Source organism: Streptomyces sp. NPDC097640, assembly GCF_040302705.1.
Taxonomy (GTDB): Bacteria; Actinomycetota; Actinomycetes; order Streptomycetales; family Streptomycetaceae; genus Streptomyces.
In genome coordinates, this window is record NZ_JBEOSB010000013.1 from 1 (window position 1) to 17,182 (window position 17,182).

Annotated in this window: 13 protein-coding genes; 7 read left to right on the forward strand and 6 right to left on the reverse strand. The window is 70.4% G+C overall.

Annotated features, from left to right (window positions below):
• Positions 1–48: 48 nt before the first annotated feature.
• On the reverse strand, positions 49–3,186 hold the full coding sequence (gene ileS / locus ABTY62_RS21210; RefSeq protein WP_352130980.1) for an isoleucine--tRNA ligase: 3,138 nt from the start codon (positions 3,184–3,186) through the stop codon (positions 49–51).
• Between the two features lie 591 nt (positions 3,187–3,777).
• Here ileS and ABTY62_RS21215 point away from each other — a divergent pair.
• From ABTY62_RS21215 to ABTY62_RS21230, 4 genes are all read left to right on the forward strand, one after another.
• Entirely contained in the window at positions 3,778–4,611 is an 834-nt protein-coding gene (locus ABTY62_RS21215) for a TraR/DksA family transcriptional regulator (protein ID WP_352130981.1), read from the forward strand.
• Positions 4,612–4,686: 75 nt separating this feature from the next.
• Positions 4,687–5,262, forward strand: coding sequence for a signal peptidase II (gene lspA, locus ABTY62_RS21220; RefSeq protein ID WP_311724753.1), 576 nt, complete (start codon positions 4,687–4,689; stop codon positions 5,260–5,262).
• A gap of 38 nt (positions 5,263–5,300) precedes the next feature.
• Positions 5,301–6,242, forward strand: a complete 942-nt coding sequence (locus ABTY62_RS21225) for an RluA family pseudouridine synthase (RefSeq protein WP_352130982.1) — start codon at positions 5,301–5,303, stop codon at positions 6,240–6,242.
• Complete coding sequence (locus tag ABTY62_RS21230; RefSeq protein ID WP_352130983.1) at positions 6,239–6,709, forward strand: GNAT family N-acetyltransferase; 471 nt, start codon at positions 6,239–6,241, stop codon at positions 6,707–6,709. The genes ABTY62_RS21225 and ABTY62_RS21230 overlap by 4 nt, the downstream gene beginning before the upstream one ends.
• Here ABTY62_RS21230 and ABTY62_RS21235 read toward each other — a convergent pair.
• Positions 6,706–7,824 carry a mechanosensitive ion channel family protein gene (locus ABTY62_RS21235; protein WP_352130984.1) on the reverse strand — a complete coding sequence of 373 codons (1,119 nt, stop codon included), beginning with the start codon at positions 7,822–7,824 and terminating at the stop codon, positions 6,706–6,708. The genes ABTY62_RS21230 and ABTY62_RS21235 overlap by 4 nt on opposite strands.
• A 44-nt stretch (positions 7,825–7,868) precedes the next feature.
• Between ABTY62_RS21235 and ABTY62_RS21240 the strand changes: the two genes are divergently transcribed.
• Positions 7,869–8,456 (forward strand): dienelactone hydrolase family protein, encoded by a 588-nt coding sequence (locus ABTY62_RS21240; RefSeq protein WP_352130985.1) that lies wholly within the window; start codon positions 7,869–7,871, stop codon positions 8,454–8,456.
• Positions 8,457–8,484: 28 nt separating this feature from the next.
• On the opposite strand, the gene ABTY62_RS21245 is transcribed toward ABTY62_RS21240, so the two are convergent.
• From ABTY62_RS21245 to ABTY62_RS21255, 3 genes are all read right to left on the reverse strand, one after another.
• A complete protein-coding gene (locus ABTY62_RS21245) occupies positions 8,485–9,321 on the reverse strand; it encodes a thioredoxin domain-containing protein (RefSeq protein ID WP_352130986.1) in 837 nt (278 codons plus the stop codon).
• A 54-nt stretch (positions 9,322–9,375) separates the two neighbouring features.
• The gene (locus tag ABTY62_RS21250; protein ID WP_352130987.1) at positions 9,376–10,056 is read right to left on the reverse strand and encodes a hypothetical protein; all 681 of its coding nucleotides are present in this window, start codon (positions 10,054–10,056) and stop codon (positions 9,376–9,378) included.
• A 95-nt stretch (positions 10,057–10,151) separates the two neighbouring features.
• Positions 10,152–11,477, reverse strand: coding sequence for a DUF2252 domain-containing protein (locus ABTY62_RS21255; protein WP_352130988.1), 1,326 nt, complete (start codon positions 11,475–11,477; stop codon positions 10,152–10,154).
• A 202-nt stretch (positions 11,478–11,679) separates the two neighbouring features.
• On the opposite strand from ABTY62_RS21255, the gene dnaE reads away from it, so the two are divergent.
• Positions 11,680–15,225, forward strand: coding sequence for a DNA polymerase III subunit alpha (dnaE, locus tag ABTY62_RS21260; protein ID WP_352130989.1), 3,546 nt, complete (start codon positions 11,680–11,682; stop codon positions 15,223–15,225).
• A 67-nt stretch (positions 15,226–15,292) separates the two neighbouring features.
• On the opposite strand, the gene ABTY62_RS21265 is transcribed toward dnaE, so the two are convergent.
• Positions 15,293–15,493 (reverse strand): hypothetical protein, encoded by a 201-nt coding sequence (locus tag ABTY62_RS21265; protein WP_352130990.1) that lies wholly within the window; start codon positions 15,491–15,493, stop codon positions 15,293–15,295.
• 276 nt (positions 15,494–15,769) lie between these two features.
• Between ABTY62_RS21265 and ABTY62_RS21270 the strand changes: the two genes are divergently transcribed.
• Complete coding sequence (locus ABTY62_RS21270) at positions 15,770–17,131, forward strand: NYN domain-containing protein (protein ID WP_352130991.1); 1,362 nt, start codon at positions 15,770–15,772, stop codon at positions 17,129–17,131.
• The last annotated feature ends 51 nt before the right edge of the window (positions 17,132–17,182 follow it).

The window sequence follows — 17,182 nt, forward strand, 5'->3', positions numbered from 1 at the left end:
AGTGGCTGGATTCACCAGCCACTCCGGCGCTTTGGTACAGGGGGCGGGTTACGCCTTGCGGAGGCGGAACGTGAGGCCCAGCGCCGCGTCGGCGAACTCCTCGCTGTAGCCGGAGTCGCCGTCACCGGACGCGAAGTCCGTCGCGAGGACCTCGTCCGCGATCAGCGCCGCGTGGTCGGTCAGCGCCGTACGGACCTCCTCGTCGGCCGTGCTCCAGCGCAGCGCGATCCGGTCGGCCACGTCGAGGCCGCTGTTCTTGCGGGCCTCCTGGATCAGCCGGATCGCGTCACGGGCGAGCCCCGCGCGCCGCAGCTCCGGGGTGATCTCCAGGTCGAGGGCCACCGTGGCGCCCGAGTCGGAGGCGACCGACCAACCCTCGCGCGGCGTCTCGGTGATGATCACCTCGTCCGGGGACAGCGCGACCGTCTCGCCGTCCACGACCACCGACGCCGTCCCCTCGCGCAGCGCCACCGACAGCGCGGCCGCGTCCGCCTCGGCGATCGCCTTGGCTACCGGCTGGGTGCCCTTGCCGAAGCGCTTGCCGAGGGCGCGGAAGTTGGCCTTCGCCGTGGTGTCGACGAGCGAGCCGCCGACCTCGCTCAGCAAGGCCAGCGAGGAGACGTTCAGCTCCTCCTCGATCTGCGTGCGCAGCTCCGCGGAGAGCGACTCGAAGCCGGACGCCGCGACCAGCGCGCGCGACAGCGGCTGGCGGGTCTTGACCCCGGACTCGGCGCGGGTCGCGCGGCCCAGCTCGACCAGCCGGCGCACCAGCGTCATGTGCGTCGAGAGGGCGGGGTCGACCTGGCCCTCGGCGACCTCCGGCCACGAGGCGAGGTGCACGGACTCCGGGGCGTCCGGGACGACCGGGACGATCAGGTCCTGCCAGACCCGCTCGGTGATGAAGGGGACGAGCGGGGCCATGAGCCGGGTGACCGTCTCGATCACGTCGTGCAGCGTGCGCAGCGCGGCCGCGTCGCCCTGCCAGAAGCGGCGGCGGGAGCGGCGGACGTACCAGTTGGACAGGTCGTCGACGAAGCCCGACAGCAGCTTGCCGGCGCGCTGGGTGTCGAACGCCTCCAGAGCCTGCGTCACCTGGTCGGTCAGCACGCCCAGCTCGCTCAGCAGCCAGCGGTCGAGCAGCGGCCGGTCGGCCGGGGCCGGGTCGGCCGCGCTCGGGGCCCAGCCCGAGGTGCGCGCGTACAGGGCCTGGAAGGCGACCGTGTTCCAGTAGGTGAGCAGGGTCTTGCGGACGACCTCCTGGATGGTGCCGTGGCCCACCCGGCGCGCCGCCCAGGGCGAGCCGCCGGCGGCCATGAACCAGCGGACGGCGTCGGCGCCGTGCTGGTCCATGAGCGGGATCGGCTCCAGGATGTTGCCCAGGTGCTTGGACATCTTCCGGCCGTCCTCGGCCAGGATGTGTCCGAGGCAGACCACGTTCTCGTAGCTCGACTTGTCGAAGACGAGCGTGCCGACCGCCATCAGGGTGTAGAACCAGCCGCGGGTCTGGTCGATGGCCTCGGAGATGAACTGCGCGGGGTAGCGCTTCTCGAAGATCTCCTTGTTGCGGTACGGGTAGCCCCACTGGGCGAAGGGCATCGAGCCCGAGTCGTACCAGGCGTCGATGACCTCGGGGACCCGCGTGGCCTCCAGCTCGCAGCCCTCGGCGGTGCAGGTGAAGGTGATCTCGTCGATGAACGGCCGGTGCGGGTCCAGTCCGCTCTGGTCGGCGCCGGTGAGCTCGGAGAGCTCGGCGCGGGAGCCGACGACGGTGAGGTGGTTCTCCTGGCAGCGCCAGATGGGCAGCGGCGTGCCCCAGTAGCGGTTGCGGGACAGGGCCCAGTCGATGTTGTTGTTCAGCCAGTCGCCGTAGCGGCCGTGCTTGACCGAGTCGGGGAACCAGTTCGTCCGCTCGTTCTCGCGCAGCAGCGCGTCCTTGATCGCGGTGGTGCGGATGTACCAGGACGGCTGGGCGTAGTAGAGCAGCGCGGTGTGGCAGCGCCAGCAGTGCGGGTAGCTGTGCTCGTACGGCACATGCCGGAACAGCAGGCCGCGGGCGGCCAGATCGGCCGTCAGCGCCTCGTCGGCCTTCTTGAAGAACTGGCCGCCGACAAGCTCCAGGCCTTCCTCGAAGGTGCCGTCCGGGCGGACCGGGTTGACCACCGGCAGGCCGTACGCGCGGCAGGTCAGCAGGTCGTCCTCGCCGAACGCGGGGGCCTGGTGGACCAGGCCGGTGCCGTCCTCGGTGGTCACGTAGTCGGCGTTGACCACGAAGTGCGCGTCGCTGTCGAAGTTCACGAGGGAGAAGGGACGCTGATACGTCCAGCGCTCCATCTCGGCTCCGGTGAAGGCCTGGCCGGTCGCGGTCCAGCCCTCCCCGAGCGCCTTCTCCAGCAGCGGCTCGGCGACGACCAGCTTCTCCTCGCCGTTCGTGGCGACCACGTACCGGACCTCGGGGTGCGCGGCCACGGCGGTGTTGGACACCAGCGTCCAGGGCGTGGTCGTCCACACCAGCAGCGCGGCCTCGCCCGCCAGCGGTCCGGAGGTCAGCGGGAAGCGCACGAAGACGGAGGGGTCGACGACCGTCTCATAGCCCTGCGCCAGCTCGTGGTCGGACAGGCCGGTGCCGCAGCGCGGACACCAGGGGGCGACCCGGTGGTCCTGGACCAGCAGCCCCTTGTTGAAGATCTCCTTCAGCGACCACCACACCGACTCGATGTACTCGGGGTTCATGGTCCAGTACGCGCCGTCGAGGTCGGTCCAGAACCCCATGCGCTTGGTGAGCTCGGCGAAGGCGTCGATGTGCCGGCCGACCGACTCGCGGCACTTGTCGTTGAACTCGGCGATGCCGTACGCCTCGATGTCCTGCTTGCCGCTGAAGCCGAGCTCCTTCTCGACGGCCAGCTCGACCGGCAGGCCGTGGCAGTCCCAGCCCGCCTTGCGCTCGACGTGATAGCCGCGCATGGTGCGGAAGCGCGGGAAGACGTCCTTGAAGACGCGGGCCTCGATGTGGTGGGCGCCCGGCATGCCGTTGGCGGTCGGCGGGCCCTCGTAGTAGATCCACTCCGGCCGCCCCGCCGACTGCTCGAGGCTCCGGGCGAAGATCTTGTTCTCCCGCCAGAAGTCGAGCACGGCGTGTTCGAGAGCGGGCAGGTCGACCTGGGCGGGCACCTGGCGGTACTGCGTCATCGGATTCTTCCTCCGGCGGACACGTGCTGGTTGCGTTCCGTCGGAGGGACGAGAGCTCGCGCTCCCGCGGTACCACCCTCCTTGGCCGGGAGCGCCTTGAAGCTCCTGGCCCCCTCATTGGGGTCGCGACGCCGGTTCTACTGGCCCTGGGCGGGCGTTCTTCCGGCGGCTCAGGGGTGATCCTTCACATCGCGCTCGCCCCCGGGCTCGCACCGTCCCCGGGTCGCTCATGGCTGCGTACGACGCTACTCGTCCCCTTCCATGCCTTTCGCTTCGCCCAGTGTACGCGTCCGGGCGGTGTCGGGCCGACCGGTTTCCGGGCTGCGCCGACTGAGGTACGGGCCGCCCGGGCGGTGACCCGAATGGCGATACGCCGGGTGTCGGAGTCCGCCCGGCCGGGGCGTCACCACGCGGTACCGGTTCATGGCCGGATTACCGGGCGGGCGGTGGGGCACAACCGATGAGACCGGCTTGTCCCGCGGGCAAGCCGGGCGAATCGGGCGGCGTGCCCCGTTGCCGCGTGCCTGGAGTCGATTTATCGTTCCGGAACGATTCGCGTGCAAGATCACAATATGTGAAGGGGCCGCGGCCATGGTGGCTAGGAAGACCGCCGTGAAGAAGAGCACGGCGAAGGCGACGAAGGCCGCGACCGCCGCCACGGCGGCCGATGAGGCCGCGAAGAGCCCGGTGGGGAAGACGGCCGACGCCAAGAATGCCGACGCCAAGAAGGGCGTCAAGAAGGCCGACGCCAGGAAAGCGGACGCCAAGAAGGGCGCGACCAAGAAGACCGCCGCCAAGAAGACCGCCGCCGGGACCGAGGCCCGCGGGGCGGCAGCGAAGAAGAGCACAGCCAGGACCACGGCCAAAGCCACAGCCAAGAAGGCCGCACCGGCCGAACAGGCGGTGCCCGCGAAGAAGACGGGAGCCAGGAAAGTGGTTGCTAAGAAGACTCCGAGCGGTGCGCCGACCGCGAAGCAGGCCCCCGAGGCGCCCGGCGCCGTCCCCAAGGCCCGCGCCGGCGCCGTGGCCGCCGCCGACCTCGCCGTACGCCCGGGCGAGGAGCCCTGGTCGCCGGAGGAGGTGGCCGAGGCGCGCTCCGAGCTGCTGACCGAGGCCGGACGGCTGCGCACCGAGATCCTCGCCTCCGAGGAGGCGATCAGCGGGCTGATGCGGGACTCCGGGGACGGCGCCGGCGACGACCAGGCCGACACCGGCACCAAGAACATCACCCGTGAGCACGAGCTGGCCCTGGCCGGCAACGCCCGCGAGATGCTGCACCAGACCGAGCGCGCACTGGAGCGGCTGGACGCCGGGACGTACGGGCTGTGCGAGAACTGCGGCAACCCCATCGGCAAGGCCCGGATGCAGGCGTTTCCCAGGGCCACGCTCTGTGTGGAGTGCAAGCAGCGGCAGGAGCGGCGCTGACCGCTTGCCGGAAGTGCCGTACCCTCGTCCTCAGCCAGGGGGAGACTGGCCCCGGACGATGTTTGAGGGACTCACGTGACAGAGGCGGAGCAGGCCATCGGTACGCCAGAAGCGGGGAAGGCCGAGGAAGGCGCCGTCGCGGGCGCTGACGGCGCGGGCGCCGGGCGCACGCGGCGCGTCGGGGTGCTGCTCGCGGTCGCCGCGCTGGCCTACCTGCTCGACCTGGGCAGCAAGCTGCTGGTGGTCGCCAAGCTGGAGCACCGCGAACCGATCGAGGTGATCGGCACCTGGCTCCAGTTCGAGGTGGTCCGTAACAAGGGCGCGGCCTTCGGCTTCGGCGAGGCCTACACCATCGCCTTCACGGTGATCGCGACCGGCGTCATCGTGGTGATCGCCCGGCTGGCCCGCAAGCTCTACAGCCTGCCCTGGGCGACGGCGCTCGGGCTGCTGCTGGGCGGCGCCTTCGGCAACCTCACCGACCGCATTTTCCGCGCCCCCGGCGGGCTCCAGGGCGCGGTGGTCGACTTCATCGCGCCCCGTCACTACGCGGTCTTCAACCTCGCCGACTCGGCCATCGTCTGCGGCGGCATCCTGATCGTCATCCTGTCCTTCCGCGGCCTGGATCCGGACGGGACCGTCCACAAGGACTGACGTACGAACCGGGGTGCGCGGTCCGGCATACTCGACGGGTGAGTACGATTCCCGAGATCCGCACCCTCCCTGTACCCGACGGCCTCGAAGGCGAGCGTGTCGACGCCGCGATCGCGCGCATGTTCGGCTTCTCTCGGACCAAGGCGGCGGAGCTGGCCGCCGCGGGAAAGGTGCAGGTCGACGGCAGCGTCGCGGGCAAGTCCGACCGGGTCTCCGGCGGCGCCTGGCTCGAGGTGGAGATGCCGCAGGCCGCGCCGCCCGTACGGATCGTCGCCGAGCCCGTCGAGGGCATGGAGATCGTGCACGACGACGAGCACGTCGTGGTGATCGACAAGCCGGTCGGCGTCGCCGCACACCCCAGCCCCGGCTGGACCGGCCCGACCGTGATCGGCGGCCTGGCCGCCGCGGGCTTCCGGATCTCGACCTCCGGGGCGGCCGAGCGGCAGGGCATCGTGCACCGGCTGGACGTCGGCACCTCCGGCCTCATGGTCGTCGCCAAGTCCGAGCGCGCCTACACCCTGCTCAAGCAGCAGTTCCGTGAGCGCACGGTCGACAAGCGCTACCAGGCCCTCGTCCAGGGCCACCCCGACCCGCTGAGCGGCACCATCGACGCGCCGATCGGCCGCCATCCGCAGCACGACTACAAGTGGGCCGTGACCGCCGAGGGCAAGCCCAGCGTCACCCACTACGACCTCATCGAGGCGTTCCGCGCCGCCAGCCTCCTCGACATCAAGCTGGAGACAGGGCGCACCCACCAGATCCGCGTCCACATGGCGGCCCACCGCCACCCGTGCGTCGGCGACCTGACGTACGGCGCCGACCCCACGCTCGCCAAGCGGCTGAAGCTGACCCGGCAGTGGCTGCACGCCGTGCGCCTGGGCTTCGAGCACCCCGGGGGCGTCGGCTGGGTGGAATTCGAGAGCCGCTACCCGGACGACCTCCAGACGGCGCTGGACACCGTGCGCGCGGACAGCGCATGACCCACCGGATCGAGGTCGTGGCCGCGGACGCCCTCGCGGCCTGCCACGACGTCCGCCGCGAGGTCTTCGTCGTCGAGCAGCGGATTCCCGAGCCGGAGGAGATGGACGAGTACGACGCGCACGCCGTCCACCTCCTGGCCACCGGCCCCGGGGGTCCGGTGGGCACCGTCCGCTTTCTGCACGGGGCGGCCGCGGACAAGAAGTACGGCGGCGCGGGTGTGGACGGCGCCACGACCGCGGTCCTCGGCCGGCTCGCGGTCCTGCGGACCGCGCGCGGCACCGGGCTCGGCGCGGAGCTCGTCCGCGCGGTCGAGGAGGAGGCGCGGCGGCGCGGGCTGGCCGAGGTCTACCTGGAGGCCCAGACCCACGCCCTCGGCTTCTACGAGCGGCTCGGCTACGCCGCGTACGGTCCGGAGTTCGACGAGGGCAGCGGCATCCCGCACCGAGCCATGCGCAGGGCGCTCTAGGCCTGGCGCGTGCCGTCCCTGCTCAGGTCGTCGTCGAGGCGGGTGAGGCGGCGGTCCTCGGACTCGGGCGAGGTCCGGGGCGGCTGGACGGTGGCCGTGGTGATGCGCGGCAGCGCGTACGGATGGTGCTCCCGCAGCCACGTGATCATCTGCTCCCGCACCTCACAGCGCACGGTCCACGCGTCGTCCGCGTCCCGCGCCGTGACCAGCGCCCGCACCACCATCGTGGACGGCGTGGTGTCCGTGACCGCGAGGGTCCAGTCCCGGCCGTCCCACGCCGGGGACATCCGCACGATCTCGCCCAGCTTCACCCGCATCGCCGCGACCGGCGCCGAGTGGTCGAGGTGGAACAGGACCGAGCCGGTCTTCTGTGCCCCGCCGCGCGACCAGTTCTCGAACGGCTTGGCCGTGAAGTACGACACCGGCATGGTGATCCGGCGCTCGTCCCAGGTCCGCACCGACAGGAAGGTCAGCGTGATCTCCTCGACCGTGCCCCACTCGCCGTCCACCACCACCGTGTCGCCGATCCGCACCATGTCGCCGAAGGCGATCTGCAGCCCGGCGAAGAGATTGCCCAGCGTCGACTGCGCGGCGACACCGGCGACGATGCCCAGGATCCCGGCGGAGGCCAGCACGGAGGCGCCCACCGTGCGCATCGCGGGAAACGTCAGCAGCATCGCCGAGGCCGCGACCACCCCGACGACCGCGGTCACCACCCGCTGGATCAGCGTCACCTGGGTGCGCACCCGGCGCACCCGCGCCGGGTCGTGCGCGCTGGCGGCATAGCGGTAGTACGAGGACTCCACCACCGCCGCCGAGACCCGCACCGCGAGCCATGCCGTGGCCGCGATCAACACCAGCGCCAGGAACTGGGCGATACCCGAAGCGTGCTCCCGGACCACCCGGGCGTGCGTCTGGTCGTACGAGCCGCGCAGCAGCGCCGTGCACACCGTCACCTGGAGCGGAAACCGGCAGCGGCGCAGCAGACCCCACAGCGGCGTTTCCGCGTGGCGGGCGTCGGTGCGCCGAAGCAGCCGGTCGACCGCCCAGCCGACGCTCAGGGTGATGGCGAGCGAGCCGCCGATGACGGCGAGCGGACGCAGTACGTCCTCCATGGACACTTATCCTGATCCTCCCCGTGCGACAAGGAAGTGACGAAGTGACCCGTTCCCCGATCCTGCTTCTCCATTCGATGTACGGGCTGCGGCCCGCCGCGCACGCGGCCGCCGACCGGCTGCGCGCCGCCGGGCACGAGGTGCATGTGCCCGATCTGTTCGAGGGGCGGACGGCCGACAGCGCCGAGGAGGGCATGGCGCTGAAGGAGGAGATCGGCGGGGACGAACTGCTGCGGCGGGCCGTGGTCGCCGCCGCGCCGCTGTCGGACCGCGGCGTGGTGTACGCGGGGTTCTCGCTCGGCGGGTCGATCGCCCAGAACCTCGCGCTGGGCGACGAGAAGGCGCGCGGGCTGCTGCTTCTGCACGGCACCTCGGACCTCCCCGACGACGCGGCGACGGACGGCCTGCCGGTGCAGCTGCACGTCGCGGACCCGGACCCCTTCGAGCCGCACGACTGGCTGAACGCGTGGTACCTGCGGATGGGCCGGGCCGGGGCCGACGTGGAGATCTACCGCTACCCGGGCGCCGGGCACGTGTTCACCGACCCGGAGCTGCCGGACTACGACGAGGAGGCCGCCGAGGCCACCTGGAAGGTGGCGCTCGGCTTCCTCTCGGAGGTGGCGGAGGGGTAAGCCCCTGAGCCACTCGGGCCCCTCGGTCCTACTTCTTGAGGTTCTGCTGGACCAGCGGGGTGAACTGGTCCGGGGTGAGCGGGACGCCCCCCTGGTCCGTCGTCAGGATCTTGCCGTTCAGCTTCAGCGTCGGGGTGCCGGTCACGTCCTTGGTGTCGTCGAACGTCTTCGACATGGCCAGCGCCCACCGGTCGTAGGTGCCGTTGGTCACGGCCTTCTCGAAGGTCGTGTTGCCCTTGAGCGCCTTGACCTGCTGGGCGATGGCGATCAGCTTCTGATCGCTGGCGAAGGCGTCGTCGCTCTCTTGCTTGGGGTGGTTCTTGGCCGAGAAGAGCGCCGACTTGTATTCCAGGAAGGCGTCGGGGCTGACGTTGAGGGCCGCGCCCAGGGCGCTCAGGGCGTTCTTCGAGCCGGCCCCGACCATGCCTTGCTTGTCGTCCAGGAAGGTGCCCATCGTGTACTGCGCCTTGAAGGTGCCGTTCTTGATGTCCTTCGCCACGGTGGTGCCCGTGTACTGCTCGAACTGGGCGCAGATCGGGCAGCGCATGTCCTCGTAGACATGCAGGGTGTTCTTGGCGCTCTTGTTGCCGATGATCACGGTCGTGCCCTGGGGGCCGGTGGTGTGGGCGGGCTTGACCAGGGCCTTCTTCTCGGCGGCCGTCTTCCACTCCTGGCTGGCGTTTCCGCCGCTGTTCATCTGGGTGACGGCGTAGCCTATGCCGCCCGCTATCGCCAGGATGCCGACGACCGCGCCGCCGACGATCAGCTGGCGGCGCGTCCGGTCCTTCTTGGCCTGGCGGTCGCGCTCGGCGCGCATCCGCTCGCGTGCGGCCTGCTTGTTCTGGTGGTTGTTGCGGTTGCTCATGATGGATCGGTCTCCGTCGTGTGAAGGTCTGCGAAAGGGTGGGGATCGCTGTGCTCAGGCGGTGGCTGAGCACGGCGGACCACGCCGCACGACGGAGTGCACGAGGAGGGGGAGCGCCGGGACCGGACTCGCGGAGCGCTCCGGCCGCGGGGCCCGGTGCCGGGGCGCGAAGGCCGCGGTGACGACCGCGACGGCCAGCAGCAGCGGGCGGAAGGCGAAGGCGGCGAGCGAGGTCAGCAGCCGGGCCATGGCGGCCTCGCCGCGCCGCAGCCAGGCCGCGGCGAGCAGCCCGACCGCGACATGGGCGGCGAGCAGCAGCCAGGGGGTGGCGGAGCCCACGACGGAGGCGAGCGCTCCGCTCCCGTCCGGCCCGGTGACCCGGGCCAGCGGGGAGCCGATGCCGCCGCTGCCGCACAGGAGGTCCACGCCCAGGGAGCGCAGGGAGCCCGCCACGGGGCCGCCGGAGGGCCCGTAACAGGCGCTCTGGCCGGTGGTGAACACCGTGTCGGCGGCGAGCTCCAGGGGGACCAGGAGGGCGGCGATGCTCCAGTAGCCGCGCTCCCGGCCCGCCAGGGCGTACGCGATCACGAAGACGACGGCGGACAGCACCGCCACGGTCGACAGCGGCAGCGGTGTGCGCGACAGCAGAACGTGGGCGCCCGAGGACAGCGTGACGCACAGCGCTGTGAACAGCGCCGCGCGCAGTGCCCTCAGCAGTGGTCCCGTACCGTCCATAAGGATCGATTGTCACACGGCCGGCTGTAGGGGTGGCGTCAAGATCGTGGGCGGGGATCACTCCCCGCCCTGACCTCCTATTACTTGAGCGGGTCCTACAGGCCGGGAATGCGGCCGTTCCGGAAGAGGTCCACGAAGATCTGGTGGTCGGCCCGCGCCCGCGCCCCGTAGGAGTGCGCGAAGTCCACCAGCAGCTCCGCGAAGCCGCCCTCGTCCGCCGCGATCACCGCGTCGATGGCCCGCTCGGTGGAGAAGGGCACCAGGGAGTGGCCGCTCTGGTCGTCAGCGGCCGCGTGCATGGTGGCCGTCGCCCGCCCCAGGTCGGCGACGACCGCCGCGATCTCGGCCGGGTCGTCGATGTCGGACCAGTCGAGATCCACCGCGTACGGGGAGACCTCGGCGACCAGCTGCCCCGTGCCGTCCAGCTCGGTCCAGCCCAGCCACGGGTCGGCGTGCGCCTGGAGGGCGCGCTGCGAGATGACCGTGCGGTGGCCCTCGTGGTGGAAGTACGAGCGCACCCGCTCGTCCAGGATGTGCCGGGAGACCGCCGGGGTCTGCGCCTGCTTCATGTAGATCACCACATCGTTCTCGAGGGCGTCGCTGTTGCCCTCCAGGAGGATGTTGTACGAGGGCAGCCCGGCGCTGCCGATGCCGATGCCGCGGCGGCCGACGACGTCCTTGACGCGGTAGGAGTCCGGCCGGGACAGGCTGGACTCGGGCAGCGTCTCCAGATAGCCGTCGAACGAGGCCAGGACCTTGTAGCGGGTCGCCGCGTCCAGCTCGACCGAGCCGCCGCCGGCGGAGAAGCGCCGCTCGAAGTCGCGGATCGAGGTCATCGAGTCCAGCAGCCCGAAGCGGGTCAGCGAGCGGGCGTCACGCAGCGCGTCCAGCAGCGGGCCCTCGGCGGTCTCCAGGGTGAACGGCGGCACCTCGTCGTCCTTGGCGCCGACGGCCAGCGCGCGGATACGCTCGCGGTAGGCGGCGGCGTAGATGCGCACCAGCTCGCTGATCTTCTCGTCGCTGAGCGCCTTGGTGTAGCCGATCAGCGCGACAGAGGCCGCGAAGCGCTTCAGGTCCCAGGTGAAGGGGCCGACATACGCCTCGTCGAAGTCGTTCACATTGAAGATCAGACGGCCGTTGGCGTCCATATAGGTGCCGAAGTTCTCGGCGTGGAGGTCACCGTGGATCCATACCCGGCCCGTGCGCTCGTCCAGGTAGGGGCCCCCGTCGCGCTCCTGCTCCACATCGGCGTAGAACAGCGAGGCCGTGCCGCGGTAGAACGCGAAGGCCGAGGCGGCCATCTTGCGGAACTTCACACGGAAGGCGGCCGGGTCGGCGGCGAGCAGCTCGCCGAAGGCGGTGTCGAAAACGGCGAGGATGTGCTCGCCACGCTGTCCCGCCAGGGTCTGCTGGGTCGGCATCGCGGGGCGCCTCCTGGTGTCGTGGAGAAAGTACGTGAGTACGCGAAGAAGAGCATGACGAAGATCGCGAACGGGACGGCCCGTCCGTCCGTCCCAACGCCTGAGGCTACTCGTGGGTGCCCGTCCGCTGTCAGTCCGGAGGGGTAACCTTCGGAGCTGTTCCGCACACCCTTCATCGACCGTTCGCCGGAGGTCTGCCACCGTGACCAAGCCGCCCTTCACGCACCTGCATGTCCACACCCAGTACTCGCTGCTGGACGGTGCGGCGCGGCTCAAGGACATGTTCAACGCCTGCCAGGAAATGGGCATGACGCACATCGCCATGACCGACCATGGCAACCTCCACGGCGCGTACGACTTCTACCAGCAGGCGACCGGCGCGGGCATCACGCCGATCATCGGGATCGAGGCGTATGTCGCCCCCGAGTCGCGGCGCTACAAACGACGGGTCCAGTGGGGCCAGCCGCACCAGAAGCGGGACGACGTCTCCGGCTCCGGCGGTTACACCCACAAGACGATCTGGGCCTCCAACAAGGCCGGTCTGCACAACCTCTTCCGGCTCTCCTCGGACGCCTATATGGAGGGCTATTTCGTCAAGTGGCCCCGGATGGACAAGGAGACCATCGCCCAGTGGTCGGAGGGCCTGATCGCCTCCACGGGCTGCCCGTCCGGCGAGTTGCAGACCCGGCTGCGGCTCGGCCAGTTCGACGAGGCTCTCAAGGCCGCCTCGGAGTACCAGGACATCTTCGGCAAGGACCGGTACTTCCTGGAGCTGATGGACCACGGCATCGAGATCGAGCACCGGGTCCGCGACGGCCTGCTGGAGATCGGCAAGAAGCTCGGCATCCCCCCGCTGGTCACCAATGACTCGCACTACACCTATTCCCGTGAGTCCGTGGCCCATGACGCGCTGCTGTGCGTCCAGACCGGCAAGAACCTCTCCGACCCCGACCGCTTCCGCTTCGACGGCACCGGCTACTACCTGAAGTCGACGGACGAGATGTACGCCATCGACTCCTCCGACGCCTGGCAGGAGGGGTGCCGCAACACCCTGCTGGTCGCCGAGCAGATCGACGCCACCGGGTGGTTCGACAAGCGCGACCTGATGCCGCGCTTCGACGTGCCCGAGGGCTACACGGAGGTCTCCTGGTTCCAGGAGGAGGTCAAGCGCGGCATGGAGCGCCGGTACCCGGCCGGGGTCCCGGATGACCGCCAGAAGCAGGCCGAGTACGAGATGGACGTCATCATCCAGATGGGGTTCCCGGGCTACTTCCTCGTGGTCGCCGACTTCATCATGTGGGCGAAGAACAACGGCATCGCGGTGGGCCCCGGCCGTGGCTCCGCGGCCGGCTCGATCGTCGCGTACGCGATGGGCATCACCGACCTCGACCCGATCGACCACGGTCTGATCTTCGAGCGGTTCCTGAACCCCGAGCGCGTGTCCATGCCCGATGTCGACATCGACTTCGACGAGCGCAGGCGCGGCGAGGTGATCAGGTACGTCACCGAGAAATACGGCGCCGACAAGGTCGCCCAGATCGGCACGTACGGCACCATCAAGGCCAAGAACGCGATCAAGGACTCGGCCCGGGTGCTCGGCTACCCGTATGCGATGGGCGACCGGATCACCAAGGCCATGCCCGCCGATGTGCTCGGCAAGGGCATCCCGCTGTCCGGCATCACCGACGAGAAGCACCCCCGCTACAGCGAGGCGGCCGAGGTGCGCGGGATGTACGAGAACGAGGCGGATGTCAAGAAGGTCATCGACACCGCCCGCGGCATCGAGGGCCTGGTGCGGCAGATGGGTGTGCACGCCGCGGGCGTGATCATGTCCAGCGAGACCGTGACCGAGCATGTGCCGGTCTTCTCGCCGAAGAACGACGGCCAGGTCGTGACCCAGTGGGACTACCCCACCTGCGAGTCGCTCGGCCTGCTGAAGATGGACTTCCTCGGCCTGCGCAACCTGACCATCATGGATGACGCGGTCAAGATGGTGCGCCAGAACAAGGGCGTCGACCTCAAGCTGCTCGAGCTGCCGCTGGACGACCCCAAGACCTATGAGCTGCTGTGCCGGGGTGACACGCTCGGCGTCTTCCAGTTCGACGGCGGCCCCATGCGCTCCCTGCTGCGCATGATGAAGCCCGACAACTTCGAGGACATCTCCGCCGTCTCGGCCCTCTACCGGCCGGGCCCGATGGGCATGAACTCGCACATCAACTACGCGCTGCGGAAGAACGCCCAGCAGGAGATCACCCCGATCCACCCGGAGCTGGAGGAGCCGCTCAAGGAGGTCCTCGGCATCACCTACGGCCTGGTCGTCTACCAGGAGCAGGTGCAGAAGGCCGCCCAGGTGCTCGCGGGCTACTCGCTCGGCCAGGCCGACCTGCTGCGGCGCGCGATGGGCAAGAAGAAGAAGGAAGTCCTCGACAAGGAGTTCGTGCCCTTCCAGAAGGGCTGCCGCGACCGCGGCTACTCCGACGCGGCCATCCAGGCGGTGTGGGACGTGCTGGTCCCGTTCGCCGGCTACGCCTTCAACAAGGCCCACTCCTCCGCGTACGGCCTGGTCACGTACTGGACCGCGTATCTGAAGGCCAACTTCCCCGCCGAGTACATGGCCGCGCTGCTCACCTCGGTGCGCGACGACAAGGACAAGTCGGCGATCTACCTCAACGAGTGCCGCCGCATGGGCATCAAGGTGCTCACGCCGAACGTCAACGAGTCCGAGGCGAACTTCGCCGCCCAGGGTGACGATGTGATCCTCTTCGGTCTCACCGCGGTCCGGAACGTGGGCGCCAACGTCGTCGAGGCGATCATCCGGGGCCGTAAGTCGAAGGGGAAGTACGCCTCGTTCCCGGACTACCTGGACAAGGTCGAGGCGGTCGTGTGCAACAAGCGCACCACCGAATCGCTGATCAAGGCCGGGGCCTTCGACGAGATGGGCCACACCCGCAAGGGGCTGACGGCCCACTACGAGACCATGATCGACAACGTGGTCGCGGTGAAGCGCAAGGAGGCCGAGGGGCAGTTCGACCTCTTCGGCGGGATGGGCGGCGACGACGGCGGGGGCGACGGGCCGGGCTTCGGGCTCGACGTCGAGTTCTCCGACATCGAGTGGGACAAGGCGTATCTGCTGGCCCAGGAGCGCGAGATGCTCGGCCTGTACGTCTCCGACCACCCGCTCTTCGGCATCGAGCACGTCCTCAACGACAAGGCCGACGCCGCCATCGCCCAGCTCACCGGTGGTGAGCATGCCGATGGGGCAGTGGTCACCATCGGCGGCATCATCTCGGGTCTCCAGCGCAAGATGACCAAGCAGGGCAACGCCTGGGCCATCGCCACCGTCGAGGATCTGGCGGGCTCCATCGACTGCATGTTCTTCCCCGCCACCTACCAGCTGGTCTCCACCCAGCTGGTCGAGGACACCGTCGTGTTCGTCAAGGGACGCCTCGACAAGCGCGAGGACGTGCCCCGGCTGGTCGCCATGGAGCTCATGGTCCCCGACCTCTCCGAGGCCGGGGCCAACGCGCCCGTCACGATCACCATCCCCACGGTGAAGGTCACCCCGCCGCTGGTCGAGAAGCTCGGCGAGGTGCTCACCCACCACCGGGGCTCCACCGAGGTGCGGATCAAGCTCCAGGGGGCGCGGAAGACGACGGTCCTCCGGCTCGACCGGCACCGCGTCACCGCCGACCCCGCACTGTTCGGCGACCTGAAGGTGCTGCTGGGCCCGTCCTGCCTGGCCGGCTGACGGACCATCATTCGCGAGAGGGGCGCGCCCGCACCGGGCGCGCCCCTCAACCGCTTTCCGGCGGCTGTCAATTGTGGCCGAAGCTCTTCTGCCGGTCCTTACGGGCAGTGGCCGAAGGGGCCGCCTGGCCGCCCTCCGACCGCATGGCCTGCGACTGCTCGTCCGTCGACGAGTCCTGGGACTGCTCGCCCTGGCGTTCGGCCATCCCGCGGCCCTGCCGCTGCTGCTGTTGCTGCTGCTTGCGGTCGCGGTTCTTGTTCTTAGCCATGGTGCTGTGCCTCCAGTTGGGATCGCCCCCCCCAGAGGAAGAGCCCTCCGTGAAGAACACTGGCACGTCCGAGCGAAGGCTGCATTTCGGGCAATTACGGTGAGTGAGAAGGAGGGTCTTCGAGGGTAGGCCGTATCCGCCACGCCAGTGATCCAGTTCGGACTGATAACCCCCGCATCGTCGGGCACACTCCAGATAAGGCCGAACACGCGAATCTGAGGCACGGCTGCGCACGGGGGGCGACAGAGGACTGGACTTCAGGAAAGAGGGTGGAACGTGGACCGCTGCGTCGTCCTGGTGGACGCCGGCTATCTGCTGGGCGCCGCCGCGAGCCTGCTCGCCGGGGAGCCAGCCCGGTCCCGCATCTCAGTCGACCACGCGACCCTCATCCAGGGACTGCGCGAGCGCGCCGAAGCCGAGACCGAGCGACCACTGCTGCGCATCTACTGGTTCGACGGAGCCCCCGACCGCGTCCCCCAGCCCGAGCACCGGCGGCTGCGCGTCATGCCCCGCGTCACCGTCCGGCTGGGCGCCCTGACCCGCAGCGACGGCCGCTGGGCGCAGAAGGGCGTGGACGCCGCCATGCACGCCGAGCTCACCGAGCTGGCCCGCAACCGCGCCTGCTCCGACATCGTGCTCGTCACCGGCGACGGCGACCTGCTGCCCGGCCTGATGTCCGCGAAGGAACACGGCGTGGCCGTCCACCTGTGGGCCGTCCAGGCCGCCGACGGCGACTACAACCAGTCCGAGGACCTCGTCGCCGAGGCCGATGAGCGGCGGGTCCTGGACCGCGCGTGGATCACCCGGGCCGTCCGCGCCAAGGACCTCACCGGGGTCTGCGCGCCCGTCTCCGAGCCCCGGCCGGAGATCGCGGCCATCCTCTCCGCCCCGCTGCCCGAGACCGCCGCCGCGGCCGCCACCGGGGCGGTCGCCGGGGTGCCGGGCGTCCCCGGCGAGCTGGCCCCCGGCCGCAACGGCACCGCGCGGCGCGGCGGCCCCGCCCGCGCCGCGGACGCCCCCGGGCGGTCCGCCGCCGACGCGGCCCCGGCCGGCGGCTCCGACGCCGCCGGCCCCGGCACGGCCACCGCCCCGGCGGACGGCACGGAGACGGGCTCCGCCCCCGGCGGCAGAGGGGTGCCCACGCCCAAGGACCTCGCGGACCTCGGCCGCGGCCCCGCCGGGAGCCACCCCGGCCCCCACCCGGCCCCCAGCGCCACGCTGCGCTGGTCCTCCGACAAGGGCTGGATCGAGCGCGGCTCGGGCACCGGGCTCGGCGAGCCGCCGGAGACCGCGGGGCTGCCCATGCTGGCCCAGCTCACCAGCCCGGAGCAGCGCTGGGCCGACCGGGAGGAGGACATCACCACCGTCAGCGGCGACCCCTTCGAGGTGGGCCAGGTCTTCGCCCGCCGCTGGATCGAGCGGCTCTCCGACCCGGGCCACCTCCAGCAGCTCTCCACCGAATACCCCCGCATCCCGCACCGCATCGACGGGGAACTGCTCCGCTACGCCGCGCGCTTCGGGCTGCTCGCCCATAAGGACGACCAGATCGACGAGCACGACCGCTATGCGATCCGGGCGGGGTTCTGGCGCGAGATCGACACCCGCACGGCCGCCGAGCACGCCCCGGCGCCGGACTGAGACCGCCATCCGGCTGGGAGCGCTCTGCCCAGTGGTGGCTGTGGGCGACCC